The sequence below is a fragment of the Citrobacter sp. LJND-P06 genome (assembly GCF_058188415.1).
In genome coordinates, this window is sequence record NZ_CP187317.1 from 3,725,335 (window position 1) to 3,744,002 (window position 18,668).

Consider the following 18,668-nt stretch of genomic DNA (forward strand, 5'->3'; position numbering starts at 1 on the left):
TCAGCAGGCGGGACACAGCCTAAAACTTGAGCATAGACCCTCCCCCTACAGGAAGGTCAAGTCAGCGACATAATCGAATGCGATAATAAAGGTCGTCGCTTCGCTCACAGTATGCTAACGTTTAATTTCCGTGATGCAGTGGTAGAAGCAATGAAGACGTTTTTCAGAACCGTATTGTTCGGCAGCCTGATGGCCGTATGTGCAAACAGCTATGCGCTCAGTGAGTCCGAAGCCGAAGATATGGCCGATTTAACGGCAGTTTTTGTGTTCCTGAAAAATGACTGTGGATACCAGAATTTACCCAATGGGCAGATTCGTCGCGCACTGGTCTTTTTTGCCCAGCAAAACCAGTGGGATCTGAGTAATTACGACACCTTCGACATGAAATCCCTCGGTGAAGACAGCTACCGGGATCTCAGCGGAATTGGTATCCCCGTCGCAAAAAAATGCAAAGCGCTGGCACGAGATTCCCTCAGTCTGCTGGCCTACGTCAAATAAATTCCCCGATACCCGATTGCTGAAGTAATGACCGTGCAACACCGGTCATTGTTAGCTATGATGTTGCGCCCTTTTTCACGGGCGCCAACAATGGAGGTATCAACCAATGGCCGAAAATACCCCGTGGCATGAAACGCTACACGACCAGTTTGGTCAGTACTTTGCCGTGGATAACGTGCTGTATCATGAGAAAACCGACCATCAGGATTTGATCATTTTCGAGAACGCCGCGTTTGGTCGCGTGATGGCGTTGGACGGCGTGGTGCAAACCACCGAGCGCGATGAATTTATCTATCACGAAATGATGACCCACGTGCCGTTGCTCGCACACGGTCACGCTAAACATGTGCTGATCATCGGCGGCGGCGACGGCGCTATGCTGCGCGAAGTTACACGCCATAAAAACATCGAAACCATTACGATGGTGGAGATCGATGCAGGCGTAGTCTCATTTTGCCGCCAGTATTTGCCGAACCACAACGCAGGCAGCTACGACGATCCGCGGTTTAAACTGGTGATCGACGACGGCGTCAACTTCGTGAATCAGACCCACCAGACCTTCGATGTGATCATTTCCGACTGCACCGATCCTATTGGTCCCGGCGAAAGCCTGTTCACTTCGGCGTTCTATGAAGGCTGCAAACGCTGCCTGAATCCGGGCGGGATTTTTGTCGCCCAGAATGGCGTCTGCTTCCTGCAACAAGATGAAGCGCTCGACAGCCACCGCAAACTCAGCCACTACTTTGGTGACGTTGGTTTCTATCAGGCCGCCATTCCGACCTATTACGGCGGGATCATGACCTTTGCCTGGGCGACCGACAACGAAGCCCTGCGCCACCTTTCGACCGAGATTATTCAGGCCCGATTCCACACTTCCGGTCTGAAATGCCGTTACTACAATCCGGCAATTCACACGGCAGCCTTTGCCTTACCTCAATACTTGCAAGATGCACTGTCCGCACAGTGAACCTAAGGATGTGATAAAAATTGAAAAAGCTGAAACTGCATGGCTTTAATAACCTGACCAAAAGCCTGAGTTTTTGTATTTATGATATCTGCTATGCCAAAACCGCCGAAGAGCGTGACGGCTACATCGCCTATATCGATGAACTCTACAACGCCAACCGTCTGACCGAGATCCTCTCAGAAACCTGTTCCATCATCGGTGCAAACATCCTGAATATTGCCCGTCAGGACTACGAACCGCAGGGTGCCAGCGTCACCATTCTGGTGAGCGAAGAGCCCATAGACCCCAAACTTATCGATAAAACCGAACATCCAGGCCCTTTGCCGGAAGCGGTGGTCGCGCACCTTGATAAGAGCCACATTTGCGTCCACACCTATCCGGAAAGTCACCCGGAAGGCGGGTTGTGTACCTTTCGCGCCGACATTGAAGTTTCCACTTGTGGGGTGATTTCACCGCTAAATGCGCTGAATTACCTTATCCACCAGCTCGAGTCCGATATTGTGACGATTGATTATCGTGTGCGGGGTTTTACTCGTGATATCAATGGTATGAAACACTTTATCGATCATGAGATTAATTCAATTCAGAACTTTATGTCCGAGGATATGAAGTCGCTGTATGACATGGTGGATGTGAACGTCTATCAGGAAAATATCTTCCATACCAAAATGTTGCTTAAAGAGTTCGACCTTAAGCACTACATGTTCCACACCAAACCGGAAGACCTGACAGAAACCGAGCGCAAAGAGATTACCGCTGCGCTGTGGAAGGAAATGCGCGAGATTTACTACGCCCGTAATATTCCTACGCTGTAAGCGTATTCGCGGAGCACGGAGGCTCCGCTGGGTAAAGCATCCCTGAACTAGCGTTGTTGTACGAACTCACGATATGCCGCAACCACCTGAAGAAAATCCTCCACGCCGCAGAGTGACAGACTTTCTTCGTCGTAGTAGTTCATCCCTTCTTCCATTTCGTCGCCCGAAAACTCAAGCTGATTGGCGCGAACCATCACCTCTTCGCCATCCATCCAGAGCGTGTATTCATGCCCTGCCCGTTGCCAGGAACGTTCGCTGCCTTTCACCGCTTGAGCCGCCTGTTCCACTTCATCAAGCAAGGCCAGGTTTTCTTTCACTTCTTCGTTAAACCAGTGCCCCACCACTTCGTGGCCCATGGACATCCGCACCTTTACGACTCCGGTAATATCACGCAGAAATTCGTAATCCATAATGTGTTCCTCTGCTCCCGGCAATGCGTCATTCCCGCACTGCGCCATGCTGTAATTATCGCAGCCTGGTCGCAGAAAAAAAGCGCCACGGGTGGAAGGAATGAAAATAAAAAACCCCGCTTCGAAGGAAGTGGGGTTTTATAGGCCGGTAAGCGGAGCGCTTCCAGCCATATTGCCGGGCGGTAGTGAATTCACCCGGCCTTTAACAGCATGTAACGCCTTATATCGCGGTCTGGAAAATCACGCCGTCCGCTTTCTCGGTGTACTGAGAGAGCTTATCGAAGTTCAGATAACGGTATGTGTCGACAGCGGTTTTATCTACCTGCGCTACGTAGGTCTGATACTCTTCCGGCGTCGGCAGTTTGCCAATCAGCGCCGCAACAGCAGCCAGCTCCGCAGAGGCCAGGAAGACGTTCGCGCCGGTACCCAGACGATTCGGGAAGTTACGGGTGGAAGTGGAAACCACCGTCGCACCGTCCGCCACACGCGCCTGGTTACCCATGCACAGTGAACAGCCAGGGATCTCGATGCGCGCACCGCTCTTACCAAAGACGCTGTAGTAGCCCTCTTCAGTGAGCTGCGCGGCGTCCATACGGGTTGGCGGAGCCACCCACAGGCGCGTCGGCAGTTGGCCTTTGTGCGCATCCAGCAGTTTACCTGCGGCACGGAAGTGGCCGATGTTGGTCATGCAGGAACCGATAAACACTTCGTCGATCTTCTCGCCCTGCACGTCAGAGAGCAGACGCGCGTCGTCCGGATCGTTCGGCGCGCACAGAATCGGCTCTTTGATATCGGCCAGATCGATGTCGATCACCGCGGCGTATTCTGCATCTGCGTCGCCTTCCAGCAGTTCAGGATTCGCCAGCCATTTTTCCATGCCCTGAACGCGACGTTCCAGGGTGCGACGGTCGCCGTAGCCTTCTGCGATCATCCACTTCAGCAGAACGATGTTAGAGCTCAGATATTCAACGATCGGCTCTTTGTTCAGCTTGATAGTACAACCGGCAGCAGAACGCTCAGCGGACGCATCGGTCAACTCAAACGCCTGTTCGACTTTCAGATCCGGCAGGCCTTCAATTTCCAGGATACGGCCAGAGAAGATGTTTTTCTTCCCTTTCTTCTCAACGGTCAGCAGACCCTGTTTGATAGCATACAGCGGGATCGCGTGAACCAGGTCGCGCAGAGTGATGCCCGGCTGCATTTTGCCTTTGAAGCGCACCAGCACGGATTCCGGCATATCCAGCGGCATCACGCCAGTCGCAGCAGCAAACGCCACCAGACCAGAGCCCGCCGGGAAGGAGATACCAATCGGGAAACGGGTATGCGAGTCACCACCAGTACCGACGGTATCCGGCAACAACATACGGTTCAGCCAGGAGTGGATAACGCCGTCGCCCGGACGCAGGGAAACCCCGCCACGGTTCATGATGAAGTCTGGCAGCGTATGGTGCGTGGTGACGTCAACCGGCTTCGGATAGGCCGCAGTGTGACAGAAAGACTGCATCACCAGGTCAGCAGAGAAGCCCAGGCACGCCAGGTCTTTCAGTTCATCACGGGTCATTGGGCCCGTGGTATCCTGGGAACCCACGGAGGTCATCTTCGGTTCGCAGTACGCGCCCGGACGAACCCCTTTCACGCCACAGGCGCGACCGACCATTTTCTGCGCCAGCGAGAAGCCACGGTTGCTTTCCGCCACGTCTTTTGCCTGACGGAACACATCGCTGTGCGGCAGACCGAGAGACTCACGCGCTTTGGTAGTCAGGCCACGACCGATAATCAGCGGGATACGACCACCGGCACGCACTTCATCAATCAGCACGTCGGTTTTCAGTTCAAAGCTTGCCAGCAGTTCGCCGGTTTGGTGGTTACGCACTTCGCCTTTGAACGGGTAAACGTCAATCACGTCGCCCATGTTCAGGTTACTGACGTCCACTTCAATCGGCAGCGCGCCCGCATCTTCCATGGTGTTAAAGAAGATAGGTGCAATTTTGCCGCCGAGGCACAGACCGCCGCCGCGTTTGTTCGGAACAAACGGGATGTCATCGCCCATGAACCACAGTACGGAGTTGGTTGCGGATTTACGTGAAGAACCGGTTCCCACAACATCGCCAACGTAGGCCAGCGGGAAACCTTTTTTGTTCAGTTCTTCGATCTGTTTGATCGGGCCAACCACGCCCGGCTGATCCGGCTCGATCCCTTCACGGGCGTTTTTCAGCATCGCCAGCGCGTGCAGCGGAATATCCGGGCGCGACCAGGCATCTGGCGCCGGGGAGAGATCATCGGTGTTGGTTTCACCGGTCACTTTAAAGACGGTAACGGTAATTTTTTCGGCAAGCGCAGGGCGGTTCAGGAACCACTCGGCATCGGCCCAGGACTGGATCACTTGCTTCGCGTAAACGTTGCCCGCTTTCGCTTTCTCTTCGACGTCGTAGAAGTTATCGAACATCAGCAGGGTGTGGGAGAGCGCTTTCGCAGCAATCGGCGCCAGTTTCGCATCGTCGAGGGCGTCGATCAGCGGATGAATGTTGTAACCACCCTGCATGGTGCCCAGCAGTTCAATGGCTTTTTCAGGGGTAATCAACGGGGAAGTCGCTTCGCCTTTGGCGACAGCAGCAAGGAATCCGGCTTTGACGTAGGCAGCTTCGTCAACGCCCGGCGGTACACGGTTAATTAACAGGTCTAACAGGAATTCTTCTTCGCCAGCAGGCGGGTTCTTCAGCAGCTCGACAAGCGCAGCCATTTGGGTAGCATCCAGGGGCTTGGGTACAATCCCCTCTGCGGCACGCTCAGCTACGTGCTTACGGTATTCTTCTAGCACGACGGTTCTCCTCGCTCTCATTGTCATAGTGCGGCGCTTTTGTATATGGGCGATTCTCTTCACGCTCCTGTGAGACAGCAGTTAGTAGGGTAAATGCCCGATACCGCAATCGGCAGAATAGCAGGATTTTAGCGGGGTGTTAATGCGTTTACAAAAAAGCAACATAAAAAAGTGGCTGAATCGTTACGTATGGTCTAATGCTCTTCGCCATGAGGACAAGAAATTATTTTCCCCCGTTACGTTTAGTCACATAATTTCGTCTGCTGATAGTCATCTTGCGGTATCGATCCCAAGATAAGTTAAAAATTAAACTATTGTCTCTCTATACTCATGTCACACCGCATCGTCATGCGGCAGGTAATATGACCCTGGCGATTCCGCAGGAATCGGGAGAGAGAAGATGAAGTTGCCCTTTAAGCCCCATGTGATTGCTCTGGTGTGTTGTGCTGGATTGCTCGCCGCTTCAGGTGTTTTGTATGTCAAAAGCCGTAGCCCTGAAGCGCCCACACCTGCGCCTGTCCCGGTTCAGGCCGCCCCAGCCCCTGTAGCGACGCCGCCTCAAGCCCCCACTGCCGCCGCCGCGCCTGACGCAAAACCGACGTTCACCAATGCCCAAATTGATCAGTGGGTTGCCCCTATCGCACTTTTCCCTGATCCGCTGCTTTCTCAGGTACTGATGGCGTCTACCTACCCGGCGAACGTGGTTCAGGCTGTGCAATGGTCGCGTGATAACCCGAATATGCAGGGAGATGCCGCAATTCAGGCGGTCGCAGGCCAACCGTGGGATCCGAGCGTCAAATCTCTGGTCGCATTTCCACAGCTTATGGCGATGATGGGTGAGAATCCGCCGTGGGTACAAAACCTCGGTGACGCCTTCCTGGGGCAGCCGCAGGATGTGATGGACTCCGTGCAGCGACTGCGATTACTCGCGCAACAAACCGGCGCGCTGAAATCTTCACCGCAACAAACGGTGACCAGCGAACCGAAGAAAACAGTTGCCTCGACACAGACCACCACCAACACAACCACCAACAACACCACCAATACGACGACGCAAGCCGCGCCGCCGACCGTCATCAAAATTGAGCCCACCGACCCGCAGGTCGTCTATGTCCCGAGCTATAACCCTTCAACGGTTTACGGCACCTGGCCAAATACAGCCTACCCGCCGGTGTATATGCCGCCTCCTCCGGGGCAACAGTTTGCCAGCAGTTTTGTTAACGGTTTTGGTTTAAGTCTGGGCGTTGCCACCACTTACGCCTTGTTCAGCAACATTGACTGGGATGATGACGACGACGATTATCACCACGATCACGATGACTACAACGGTGGTGGCGGCCATTATGAACGTAACGGGGACAACAACATCAATATTGATGTGGAAAACCTCAACCGTATCTCCGGTCAAAATCTTAAAGACAGGAATATGAAATGGCAGCACAACCCTGCTTATCGCGGCGGTGTGCCTTATCAAAGCAATGCCGTCTCACAGCGTTTTAATCAGACCAGGGCCAATACCAGTGGTTTAAATACAACGCAGCAGACAGCATCTCGCGACAGCCAGCGCCAGGCGGCAATGACGCAGCTCCAGCAGCGTAACAACACATCGCCCCAGGCGACCCAGCAGTCGCTCTCTTCCCGCGATATGCAACGCAAAGCCGCTTCACAGCAACTGAATCAGGTTGCCCAGCGTAACAACTATCGCGGTTACGATACCCCGCAAAACAACACGCGTCGGGAAGCCGCACAAAAAACGCTACAAAAATCGACAACGCCGAAACAACAGCAGAATCGCAATGAGCAGAGAGCGAAAGCTCAACAGCAGGTTTCTCAGCAGCAACGCGATAACGCCCGCCAGCGCGTGGAGTCATCCTCAACGCAACGGCGAAGCACGGTTTCGTCAGATCAACGTCAGGCGCGCGTACAACAGAGTAACCGTTCTAACGCATTCAGTGGGAACGACAGCCGTTCACCTTCCTGGCAATCTCAGCAATCGCGAGGTCAGGAAAGCCGCCGTGTAAGCCGCGCGAATACCCAACAGCGTGCCGAGTCGCGTGGAAATATGTCTGAGCGTCACGAACGCCGTCGTTAATCGGAGCAAATGATGAAAAAAATCATGTTAAGTGCCCTGCTGCTGTCATTGCCTCTGATGAGCCACGCACAGCAGTTGTTCTCCACCCCCGAAAAGGCGGCAAAGGCCTTTGCTGATGCTGTTGCTCAGCAAAACGAAACGCACCTTAATGCCGTGTTAGGCGACAACTGGCAGCAGTATCTCCCGCCGGAAGGGGCCGACCCGGAAGCGGTCGCTCGCTTTAACCGTGACTGGAAGGTCAGCCATCGCATTGTAAAACAAGAGAACATAGCGCATCTGAATGTCGGCCAGGAAGACTGGCAACTGCCCGTCCCCATCGTCAAAACCAGCAAAGGCTGGCATTTCGATATGGCTGCCGCCGAGGATGAAATTCTCACCCGCGCCATCGGTCGTAATGAACTGTCAGCCATACAGGCAATGCGCGCCTATGTTGACGCCCAGTACGACTACTGGCAGCGCAAACAGGTTTTCGCCGCCAAATTGATCAGCAGTGAAGGCAAGCAGGATGGCCTGTACTGGCCGATGAAACCCGGAGAAGACCCAAGCCCACTGGGGCCGGCATTCAGCCCGGTGGTGCCAGGCACGGGTTATCATGGCTACCACTTCCGCATCGTCAAAAGTAATGATGAGAAAGGATTCGCGCTGCTGGCCTGGCCGGTGGAGTGGGGAGAAACGGGCGTGATGAGCTTTATCGTGAATCAGGACGATCGGGTTTATCAGGCTGATTTAGGTGACGATACCGTAGAGAAAGTGACGGCTATCACCCAATATACCCAGGATGCCCCCTGGACACCGGTAGAATAACCGACATAAAAAAAGCAGCGCATCGCTGCTGCTGACGGCTCATAATCCCCGTGTTTTTACACGGGGATTTTTTGTCTACAGAACCCCGGAATGGCTCACGCGATTCGCCTTTTTACGGGCGCAGAGTCAGATTACAGAATGTTGGCAACGGATTTTGCCAGTTGCGCTTCCAGCACCGGTTTCGCCTCTTCAAACTTCAGGTTAACTTTGTTGGCGTTAGAGACGACGCGAGTCTGGTATTTCGCACGGTCGCCCTTCTCACTGCTGGTTTGCAACTTAATGCCGGAGGTGCCCTGACGCAGCGCAGCAACGTTATCTGTCGTGACTTTCGCTTTGCTACGCTCGGAAATTTGCAGGTCGGTGACCATGGTGTAGTTCACGTCTTCGACCATCGCATCAGCGGCCATCCCGATCAGACCCGCCGCCAGTCCCACACCCAGCGCAGCGCCGGAAGAGTTACTGTTATAGGCGGTGATACCCGCGCCCAGAGCCGCCCCCATCGCGGCACCTTCATAACCGGTTTTCAGGAATCCCTGCGCCTCGCGCAGATCCATTTTGTCTGCTTTCAGTACGTTCGCCTGTACCCAGTAGTATGCGCTGTCCGGTGAACTGGTCACTTTATAGCCCTTCGCTGACAGATCATTTGCCAGCAACGTTTGCAGGTTGCTCATGTCTTTATCAGACGTATTTTTTACCTGAATGTAGACGGTCTTCTCGCTGGAAGGCTCCAGCCAGATGGTTTCACTCATCTGCGTTTTCACTTCAAGGTTACGTTTTTTCACTGCGGTGGTCATTGCGCCGCAGCCGGTCAGCGTCATTGCCGCGACGACCATACCAACAACCGCGATTTTTTTTAAAGACATGTTTTTTCCTTTCTTCGTGTAATGAGAGTCCAGATCCCAGTAAGCGCGTAGCCAGAAGCCACACAAAGGTGAATGGGTTATCGGCAGAAGAAAGGATTTTTTTAGGGAATAAATCAATAAGATGGCTACCAGAACAGGTAGTTTTCAGGCAAAAAAAACGCCTCCGAAGAGGCGCTTTCACAAAAGTCAGAAGATTACTTCTTCTTCGCTTTCGGGTTTGGCAGGTCGGTGATGCTACCTTCGAATATTTCTGCGGCCAGGCCAACAGATTCGTGCAGCGTCGGGTGCGCGTGGATGGTCAGCGCGATGTCTTCGGCGTCACAACCCATTTCGATCGCCAGACCGATTTCACCCAGCAGCTCGCCGCCGTTGGTGCCGACAATCGCGCCACCGATCACACGGTGAGATTCTTTGTCGAAAATCAGTTTGGTCATACCGTCTGCGCAGTCGGAAGCGATAGCACGGCCAGAAGCAGCCCACGGGAAGGTGGCGGTTTCGTAGCTAATGCCTTTCTCTTTCGCTTCTTTCTCAGTCAGACCTACCCATGCAACTTCTGGTTCAGTGTATGCAATGGAAGGGATAACTTTCGGGTCGAAGTAGTGTTTCTTACCGGCGATAACTTCAGCGGCAACGTGACCTTCGTGAACACCTTTATGCGCCAGCATCGGCTGACCGACGATATCGCCGATTGCAAAGATGTGCGGTACGTTGGTACGCAGTTGCTTGTCTACGCGGATGAAACCACGGTCGTCCACTTCCACGCCCGCTTTACCTGCGTCGAGGTTTTTACCGTTCGGTACACGACCGATAGCCACCAGCACGGCATCATAACGCTGTGCTTCAGCAGGCGCTTTTTTGCCTTCCATGGAAACGTAAATACCGTCTTCTTTCGCTTCAACGGCAGTCACTTTGGTTTCCAGCATCAGGTTGAATTTCTTGCTGATACGCTTGGTGAAGACTTTCACGACATCTTTATCGGCAGCCGGGATCACCTGGTCGAACATTTCAACCACGTCAATCTCTGAACCCAGCGCATGGTACACAGTACCCATTTCCAGACCGATGATACCGCCGCCCATAACCAGCAGACGTTTCGGTACAGATTTCAGCTCCAGTGCGTCGGTGGAATCCCATACGCGCGGATCTTCGTGCGGAATAAATGGCAGTTCGATCGGACGGGAACCCGCCGCGATGATAGCGTTGTCGAAGTTGATAACGGTTTTGCCGTTCTCGCCTTCCACTTCCAGGGTGTTTGCCCCGGTAAATTTACCCAGACCGTTGACCACTTTCACTTTACGGCCTTTCGCCATACCAGCCAGACCGCCAGTCAGCTGAGTGATCACTTTCTCTTTCCAGGTACGAATCTTGTCGATATCGGTTTTCGGCTCGCCGAAGACGATACCGTGGTCAGCCAGCGCTTTGGCTTCTTCGATAACTTTTGCAACGTGCAGCAGCGCTTTAGAAGGGATACAGCCAACGTTCAGACAAACACCACCGAGGGTGCTGTAACGTTCTACGATTACGGTTTCCAGACCTAAATCAGCGCAACGGAAGGCCGCAGAATAACCTGCCGGGCCTGCCCCAAGTACCACGACCTGAGTTTTGATTTCAGTACTCATCATGACCTCTTAATTTATTTCCGGCGATCCCTGGTCTTGTCGCCCATCATCCACCGGGTCGTTCTATCCGTCCGTAGTGTACAAAAATGTTAACAATTTTGAAACAACAAACGGCAAACGAATTGTCTTTGTCACCCAATAACCCCACAACATACATGAGATTACCAGAAAAAAGCCGGCCGTCAGGCCGGCTTTTCGATTACATCACCAGGCGGCGAATATCAGACAGCGTGTTGTTGATGATGGTAATAAAGCGCGCACCATCAGCACCGTCGATCACGCGGTGGTCGAAGGAGAGAGAGATTGGCATCATCAGACGCGGTACAAACTCTTTCCCGTTCCATACCGGCTCCATCGCCGATTTGGAGACACCGAGGATAGCCACTTCCGGCGCGTTAACAATCGGCGCGAAGTGGGTGGTACCCAGGCCGCCGATGCTGGAGATAGTGAAGCAACCGCCCTGCATTTCGCCGGCCGTCAGCTTACCATCACGCGCTTTCTTAGAAATCACCGTCAGTTCACGGGACAGCTCAGTAATGCTCTTCTTGTTCACGTCTTTAAAGACCGGAACCACCAGGCCATTCGGGGTATCAACCGCCACACCGATGTTGATGTATTTCTTCAGCGTCAGACGCTGACCGTCTTCGGACAGAGAGCTGTTGAAGCGAGGCATCTGCTCGAGCGCCGCGGCAACCGCTTTCATGATGAAGACAACCGGGGTAAATTTCACGTCCAGTTTGCGCTTCTCAGCTTCGGCGTTCTGCTGTTTACGGAACGCTTCCAGATCGGTGATATCGGTTTTATCGAAGTGCGTAACGTGCGGGATCATCACCCAGTTACGGCTCAGGTTAGCACCCGAGATTTTCTGGATACGGCCCAGTTCCACTTCTTCGATTTCGCCGAACTTGCTGAAGTCAACCTTCGGCCACGGCAGCATACCCGGGATACCGCCACCCGCTGCGGCAGCCGGAGCCGCTTCAGCGCGCTTGATAGCCTCTTTCACGTAAGTCTGAACGTCTTCGCGCAGGATACGACCTTTACGGCCAGTGCCTTTCACTTTCGCCAGATTCACACCGAACTCGCGCGCCAGACGGCGAATCAGCGGGGTCGCATGAATGTAAGCGTCGTTCTCAGCAAACTCAGATTTGCCTTCGGCAATCGCAGCCGGTGCCGCTGCTTTAGCAGCAGGAGCAGGCGCGGCAGCAGCAGGTGCTGGAGCAGCAGCCGGAGCCGCGGCAGGTGCAGCGCCTTCCACTTCGAAGACCATAATCAGAGAACCGGTTTTCACTTTATCGCCGGTGCTGATTTTGATTTCTTTCACGGTGCCCGCGAACGGTGCCGGAACTTCCATAGAGGCTTTGTCGCCTTCTACGGTGATCAGAGACTGCTCGGCGGCAATTTTGTCGCCCACTTTGACCATCACTTCGGTAACTTCAACTTCGTCACCGCCGATGTCTGGTACGTTCACTTCTTTAGAACCGGAAGCCGCAGGAGCCGCCGCTGCTGCGGGTGCAGCCGCCTGAGCCGGAGCCGCTGCTGGTGCAGCGCCCGCCACCTCGAAGACCATGATCAGCGAGCCGGTAGACACTTTGTCGCCGGTGTTGATTTTGATCTCTTTGACCACGCCCGCGAACGGAGCCGGGACTTCCATAGAGGCTTTGTCGCCTTCAACGGTGATGAGAGATTGTTCAGCGGCAACGGTGTCGCCCACTTTCACCATGATCTCAGTCACTTCAACTTCGTCACCGCCGATGTCCGGTACATGAACATCTTTCGCCGCTGCAGCAGCAGGTGCTGCTGTCGGAGCTGCTTCTTTTTTCGCTTCTGCCGGAGCAGGTGCAGCGGCTGCTGCACCGTCGGCGGAATCGAAAATCATGATAAGTTTGCCGGTCTCGGTTTTATCGCCAACAGAGACTTTGATCTCTTTAACGATGCCAGCCTGCGGAGACGGGACTTCCATAGAGGCTTTGTCGCCTTCTACGGTAATCAGCGACTGTTCTGCTTCAACTTTGTCGCCCACTTTGACCAGGATCTCGGTGATTTCAACTTCATCTGCGCCGATGTCCGGTACTTTGATTTCGATAGCCATTATTCTTTTACCTCTTACGCCAGACGCGGGTTAACTTTTTCTGCATCGATGTTGAATTTGGCGATTGCGTCCGCAACCACTTTCTTATCGATTTCGCCACGTTTAGCCAGTTCGCCCAGTGCCGCTACAACCACATAGGAAGCATCAACTTCGAAGTGGTGACGCAGGTTTTCACGGCTGTCAGAGCGACCGAAACCGTCGGTACCCAGTACACGGTAATCATCAGCCGGTACATAAGTACGAACCTGTTCGGCAAACAGTTTCATATAGTCAGTAGATGCCACAGCCGGAGCGTCGTTCATCACCTGAGCGATGTACGGAACGCGCGGAGTTTCCAGCGGGTGCAGCATGTTCCAGCGCTCACAATCCTGGCCATCACGCGCCAGTTCAGTGAAGGAGGTGACGCTATACACGTCAGAACCTACGCCGTAGTCGTTCGCCAGGATCTGCGCTGCTTCACGGACGTGACGCAGGATAGAACCGGAGCCCAGAAGCTGAACTTTACCTTTGCTACCTTCGAGGGTTTCGAGTTTGTAGATACCTTTACGGATACCTTCCTCGGCACCTGCTGGCATTGCCGGCATGTGGTAGTTTTCGTTCAGCGTGGTGATGTAGTAGTAAACGTTCTCTTGTTTCTCACCGTACATGCGCTCCAGACCATCGTGCATGATGACCGCAACTTCGTACGCGTAAGACGGATCGTAAGAGATACAGTTCGGGATAGTCAGAGACTGAATATGGCTGTGACCATCTTCGTGCTGCAGACCTTCGCCGTTCAGCGTCGTACGACCGGAAGTACCACCGATCAGGAAGCCGCGAGCCTGCTGGTCACCTGCTGCCCAGCACAGGTCGCCGATACGCTGGAACCCGAACATGGAGTAGTAGATGTAGAACGGGATCATCGGCAGATCGTTGGTGCTGTAAGAGGTTGCAGCGGCCAGCCAGGAAGAACCTGCGCCCAGCTCGTTGATACCTTCTTGCAGGATCTGACCTTTCTCGTCTTCTTTGTAGTAAGCAACCTGCTCACGGTCCTGCGGGGTGTACTGCTGGCCGTTCGGGCTGTAAATACCGATCTGACGGAACAGACCTTCCATACCGAAAGTACGCGCTTCGTCAGCGATGATCGGAACCAGACGATCTTTAATCGACTTGTTCTTCAGCATCACGTTCAGGGCACGAACGAAAGCGATAGTGGTGGAGATCTCTTTGTTCTGCTCTTCCAGCAGCGCACCGAAGTCTTCCAGGGTCGGCAGTTCCAGCTTCTCAGTGAAGTTCGGCTGGCGGCTCGGCAGGTAGCCGTGCAGTTTCTGACGCTGAGCGTGCAGATAAGTATGCTCTTCAGAACCTTCCGGGAAGGTAATGTAAGACAGTTTTTCAACCTGCTCATCGGTGACTGGAACGTTGAAACGGTCGCGGATATGACGCACGCCGTCCATGTTCATTTTCTTCACCTGGTGCGCAATGTTTTTACCTTCGGCGGTGTCGCCCATGCCGTAACCTTTAATGGTATGGGCGAGGATGACGGTAGCTTTGCCTTTGGTGTCCTGCGCTTTTTTCAGTGCAGCGTAAACTTTCTTCGGATCGTGACCACCACGGTTCAGTGCCCAGATCTGCTCATCAGTCCAGTCAGCGACCAGCGCTGCGGTTTCCGGGTATTTACCGAAGAAGTGCTCGCGAACGTAAGCGCCATCTTTGGATTTGAAGGTCTGGTAGTCACCGTCAAGGGTTTCGTTCATCAGTTGGATCAGTTTACCGCTGGTATCTTTACGCAGCAGCTCATCCCAACGACCGCCCCACATCACTTTAATCACGTTCCAGCCAGCACCTGCGAAGATGCCTTCCAGTTCGTTGACAATCTTGCCGTTACCGGTGACCGGGCCGTCAAGACGCTGCAGGTTACAGTTGATAACAAAGACCAGGTTGTCCAGTTTTTCACGGGTAGCAATGGTGATCGCACCTTTGGATTCTGGCTCATCCATCTCGCCGTCACCCAGGAAGGCATAAACGGTTTGTTTAGAGGTATCTTTCAGGCCACGGTGTTCCAGATATTTCAGGAACTTAGCCTGGTAGATAGCACCGATTGGGCCCAGACCCATAGAGACGGTCGGGAACTGCCAGAATTCCGGCATCAGTTTCGGGTGCGGGTAAGAAGACAGGCCTTTGCCATTCACTTCCTGACGGAAGTTGTCCATCTGCTCTTCAGTCAGACGGCCTTCGAGGAATGCACGTGCGTAGACGCCCGGGGAGATGTGGCCCTGGAAGTACACCAGGTCGCCGCCATCCTGCTCGTTGCGCGCACGGAAGAAATGGTTGAAGCAAACATCATAAACGGTTGCGGAAGACTGGAAGGATGCCATGTGGCCACCCAACTCAAGGTCTTTTTTAGATGCACGCAGCACCGTCATGATGGCGTTCCAGCGGATAGCAGAACGAATACGACGTTCCAGCTCCAGATTGCCCGGGTATTCCGGCTCATCTTCAACGGCAATAGTGTTTACATAATTGCTGGCCCCTGCACCTGCCGCTACTTTCACGCCGCCTTTGCGGGCTTCAGAAAGAAGCTGGTCAATCAGATACTGAGCGCGCTCAACACCTTCTTCACGGATGACCGATTCGATCGCCTGTAGCCAGTCGCGAGTTTCGATCGGATCCACGTCATTTGGGAAACGTTCTGACATGGGGGTATTCCTTATCTATCTAATACGTTGAGTTATCTGGAACCTGTCCCATTGCATTTTCGCTGGAAAACGCAATAAGACAGGTTCTGCGTTTAGTTGCCGCGCGTTAAATAGCGCTTGATTTACAACATCTTCTGGTTAACTTTCTACCAGAAAAATCACTAATTCTTTCGTTGCTCCAGGCGGCGTAAGGCGCGTTCACGACGGCTTTCCTCACGGCTTCGGTCCAGGAGAATCTCTTCGATAAACGCCAGGTGACGGTGCGACGCTTCACGCGCCTCTTCTGGATTCCCGGCGATAATCGCTTCAAAAATGCGGGTACGGTGACCGCTTACCAGCGGCAGCATCTCCCGACGCGCATACAGTAATTCAAAGTTTTGACGAACGTTTTGCGCCAGCATCGGTTCCATGCATCTCAGTAAATGGAGCAACACCACATTGTGCGCCGCTTCAGTGACCGCAATTTGATACTGGAGAACGGCGTCGGACTCTGCGTCCAGATCGCCGGACTGCTGCGCCAGTTCAATGGCATGGTGGAGTTCACGAATACGCGTTTTGTCTTCATCCGTGCTGCGCAGTGCCGCATAGTATGCAGCAATGCCTTCCAGCGCATGGCGCGTCTCGAGCAGGTCAAACTGGGATTCAGGGTGATCGGAGAGCAGTTCTACCAGTGGGTCGCTAAAACTCTGCCACAGACTGCTCTGAACAAAAGTCCCGCCGCCCTGGCGACGAAGCAGCAAACCCTTCGCTTCGAGACGTTGGATCGCCTCGCGTAAGGAGGGTCGGGAGACATCGAACTGTTTTGCCAGTTCGCGTTCCGGTGGGAGTTTTTCGCCGGGGCGCAAAGTCCCCTCAAGAATTAAAAACTCCAGCTGCTGCTCAATCACATCGGATAATTTAGGTTGGCGAATTTTGCTGTAGGCCATGATTCCCTGTCTTAAGCCGTTTGCCCAGAGTCAATTGGTCTTACCAATTTCACGTTCGTGACGCTAAAGTAACAAAGTATTCACCTTCTGTCCATACAGGTTTTGATTGAAATCAGTAAACCAGGCACATTTTAACAAGATTACAGAAATAACGTTTCAAACATGTAACTATGCACAAATGTTAAATTTACCCACGCGAAAGCAGATTTAACGTAATTGAAACGAAAAAATATCCCATCTGAACCGATTCACCTGCTTAACCATCCATTTCGAGTGCTTAATGATTGAATAAATACTCACATTGCAAACAGTGTCTTCAGTGAAATGGCATTTACAAATGGTTTCTTTTTATTCAAGTCGTCACCCGCCCTTCATAAAGCAGGTGCATTCACGCCCGCATACCATTATTCTGAATAAGACAAAAGTTTTTATGTAACATTTTAGAATTCACAACCGTAAACAAAACAATACAACAAACGGAATTGCAAACTTACACACGCATCACTGCGTCGTTCAAAAATAATGACTCAAAATAGTGCGGGCAGCGCCACAGCAGCCTGGAGTATGAAGAGTAAAACCACACACGAGGTTTCATGATGGATGGTCAACAGCATGGCGAGCAGCTAAAGCGCGGTCTTAAAAACCGCCATATCCAGCTCATCGCTTTGGGTGGCGCGATAGGCACCGGGCTGTTCCTGGGTAGCGCTTCCGTTATTCAGTCTGCAGGGCCCGGCATTATTCTGGGTTACGCGATCGCCGGTTTTATCGCTTTTTTAATCATGCGTCAGTTAGGTGAAATGGTTGTTGAAGAGCCGGTTGCGGGTTCCTTCAGCCATTTCGCCTACAAATATTGGGGCGGATTCGCAGGCTTTGCCTCCGGGTGGAACTACTGGGTGCTGTACGTTCTGGTCGCGATGGCGGAACTGACCGCCGTTGGGAAGTATGTCCAGTTCTGGTGGCCGGAAATCCCGACCTGGGTCTCCGCTGCCGTCTTCTTTATTGCTATCAACGCCATTAACCTGACCAACGTAAAAGTGTTCGGTGAAATGGAGTTTTGGTTCGCCATTATTAAGGTTATCGCGGTTGTGGCGATGATCCTGTTCGGCGGCTGGCTGCTGTTTAGCGGCAACGGTGGCCCGCAGGCCAGCGTCAGCAACTTGTGGGCTCAAGGTGGCTTCCTGCCACATGGCTTCACTGGTCTGGTCATGATGATGGCCATCATCATGTTCTCGTTTGGCGGCCTTGAATTAGTCGGGATCACCGCCGCAGAAGCGGATAACCCGGAGCAAAGCATCCCGAAAGCCACTAACCAGGTTATCTACCGTATCCTGATTTTCTATGTGGGTTCGCTGGCCGTCCTGCTCTCTCTGATGCCATGGACGCGTGTTACCGCTGACGTCAGCCCGTTCGTCCTGATCTTCCACGAACTGGGCGATACCTTTGTGGCAAACGCGCTGAACGTTGTGGTACTGACCGCCGCCCTTTCTGTCTATAACAGCTGCGTGTACTGCAACAGTCGTATGCTGTTCGGCCTGGCTCAACAGGGTAACGCGCCGAAAGCGTTGATGAGTGTCGATAAACGCGGCGTGCCGGTGAACACCATACTGGTTTCTGCGCTGGTCACCGCCCTGTGCGTGCTGATCAACTATCTGGCGCCAGACTCTGCGTTCGGTCTGCTGATGGCGCTGGTGGTTTCTGCGCTGGTCATCAACTGGGCCATGATCAGCCTCGCGCATATCAAGTTCCGTCGCGCTAAAGAGCAACAGGGAGTATCCACCCGCTTCCCGGCGCTGTTTTATCCGTTAGGTAACTGGATCTGCCTGATTTTCATGGCGGCAGTGCTGGTGATTATGCTGATGACGCCGGGTATGGCGATCTCCGTTTGGCTGATCCCGGTCTGGCTGGTGATCCTTGGCGTCGGCTATTTGTGCAAACAGAAAACCGCTAAAGCCGTAAAAGCGCATTAATCTTCTCTACCCTCACCCGCCCGGGTGAGGGTTGTTACCTGCCTCACACTTTCCCGCGCATAGCTGTTTTGTCCATATCAGCGACCTTTTACTGCAACGCAATTACCCATACCGGGGCGAAT

At 53.3% G+C, this 18,668-nt stretch carries 13 protein-coding genes; 6 read left to right on the forward strand and 7 right to left on the reverse strand.

Annotated features, from left to right (window positions below):
* Positions 1-150: 150 nt before the first annotated feature.
* The 3 genes from ACO7SM_RS17675 to speD all read left to right on the forward strand — a co-directional run bounded on the left by ACO7SM_RS17675 (position 151) and on the right by speD (position 2,280).
* Positions 151-498 carry a YacC family pilotin-like protein gene (locus ACO7SM_RS17675; protein WP_000846617.1) on the forward strand — a complete coding sequence of 116 codons (348 nt, stop codon included), beginning with the start codon at positions 151-153 and terminating at the stop codon, positions 496-498.
* Between the two features lie 106 nt (positions 499-604).
* Positions 605-1,465, forward strand: a complete 861-nt coding sequence (gene speE, locus ACO7SM_RS17680) for a polyamine aminopropyltransferase (protein ID WP_490468594.1) — start codon at positions 605-607, stop codon at positions 1,463-1,465.
* Positions 1,466-1,485: 20 nt separating this feature from the next.
* Positions 1,486-2,280, forward strand: a complete 795-nt coding sequence (gene speD / locus ACO7SM_RS17685) for an adenosylmethionine decarboxylase (protein ID WP_490468595.1) — start codon at positions 1,486-1,488, stop codon at positions 2,278-2,280.
* Between the two features lie 47 nt (positions 2,281-2,327).
* On the opposite strand, the gene yacL is transcribed toward speD, so the two are convergent.
* Positions 2,328-2,690, reverse strand: coding sequence for a protein YacL (yacL, locus tag ACO7SM_RS17690; protein ID WP_490468596.1), 363 nt, complete (start codon positions 2,688-2,690; stop codon positions 2,328-2,330).
* Between the two features lie 220 nt (positions 2,691-2,910).
* Positions 2,911-5,508 carry a bifunctional aconitate hydratase 2/2-methylisocitrate dehydratase gene (acnB, locus tag ACO7SM_RS17695; protein ID WP_490468597.1) on the reverse strand — a complete coding sequence of 866 codons (2,598 nt, stop codon included), beginning with the start codon at positions 5,506-5,508 and terminating at the stop codon, positions 2,911-2,913.
* Between the two features lie 400 nt (positions 5,509-5,908).
* Between acnB and ACO7SM_RS17700 the strand changes: the two genes are divergently transcribed.
* Positions 5,909-7,600 (forward strand): DUF3300 domain-containing protein, encoded by a 1,692-nt coding sequence (locus ACO7SM_RS17700; protein WP_490468598.1) that lies wholly within the window; start codon positions 5,909-5,911, stop codon positions 7,598-7,600.
* 12 nt (positions 7,601-7,612) lie between these two features.
* Positions 7,613-8,404: a DUF2950 family protein gene (locus ACO7SM_RS17705; RefSeq protein WP_490470977.1), complete on the forward strand. Its 792-nt coding sequence runs from the start codon at positions 7,613-7,615 to the stop codon at positions 8,402-8,404.
* Positions 8,405-8,535: 131 nt separating this feature from the next.
* Here the strand turns inward: ACO7SM_RS17705 and traT are convergent, their stop codons facing one another.
* From traT to pdhR, 5 genes are all read right to left on the reverse strand, one after another.
* Entirely contained in the window at positions 8,536-9,267 is a 732-nt protein-coding gene (traT, locus tag ACO7SM_RS17710) for a conjugal transfer complement resistance protein TraT (RefSeq protein ID WP_276292819.1), read from the reverse strand.
* A 194-nt stretch (positions 9,268-9,461) separates the two neighbouring features.
* Positions 9,462-10,886: a dihydrolipoyl dehydrogenase gene (lpdA, locus tag ACO7SM_RS17715; protein ID WP_203361317.1), complete on the reverse strand. Its 1,425-nt coding sequence runs from the start codon at positions 10,884-10,886 to the stop codon at positions 9,462-9,464.
* A gap of 199 nt (positions 10,887-11,085) precedes the next feature.
* Positions 11,086-12,975 carry a pyruvate dehydrogenase complex dihydrolipoyllysine-residue acetyltransferase gene (gene aceF / locus ACO7SM_RS17720; RefSeq protein ID WP_490468599.1) on the reverse strand — a complete coding sequence of 630 codons (1,890 nt, stop codon included), beginning with the start codon at positions 12,973-12,975 and terminating at the stop codon, positions 11,086-11,088.
* Between the two features lie 14 nt (positions 12,976-12,989).
* Positions 12,990-15,653, reverse strand: a complete 2,664-nt coding sequence (gene aceE, locus ACO7SM_RS17725; protein ID WP_301701433.1) for a pyruvate dehydrogenase (acetyl-transferring), homodimeric type — start codon at positions 15,651-15,653, stop codon at positions 12,990-12,992.
* 161 nt (positions 15,654-15,814) lie between these two features.
* Positions 15,815-16,579 (reverse strand): pyruvate dehydrogenase complex transcriptional repressor PdhR, encoded by a 765-nt coding sequence (gene pdhR / locus ACO7SM_RS17730; RefSeq protein WP_162381051.1) that lies wholly within the window; start codon positions 16,577-16,579, stop codon positions 15,815-15,817.
* Between the two features lie 593 nt (positions 16,580-17,172).
* On the opposite strand from pdhR, the gene aroP reads away from it, so the two are divergent.
* Positions 17,173-18,546: an aromatic amino acid transporter AroP gene (gene aroP / locus ACO7SM_RS17735; protein ID WP_490468600.1), complete on the forward strand. Its 1,374-nt coding sequence runs from the start codon at positions 17,173-17,175 to the stop codon at positions 18,544-18,546.
* The last annotated feature ends 122 nt before the right edge of the window (positions 18,547-18,668 follow it).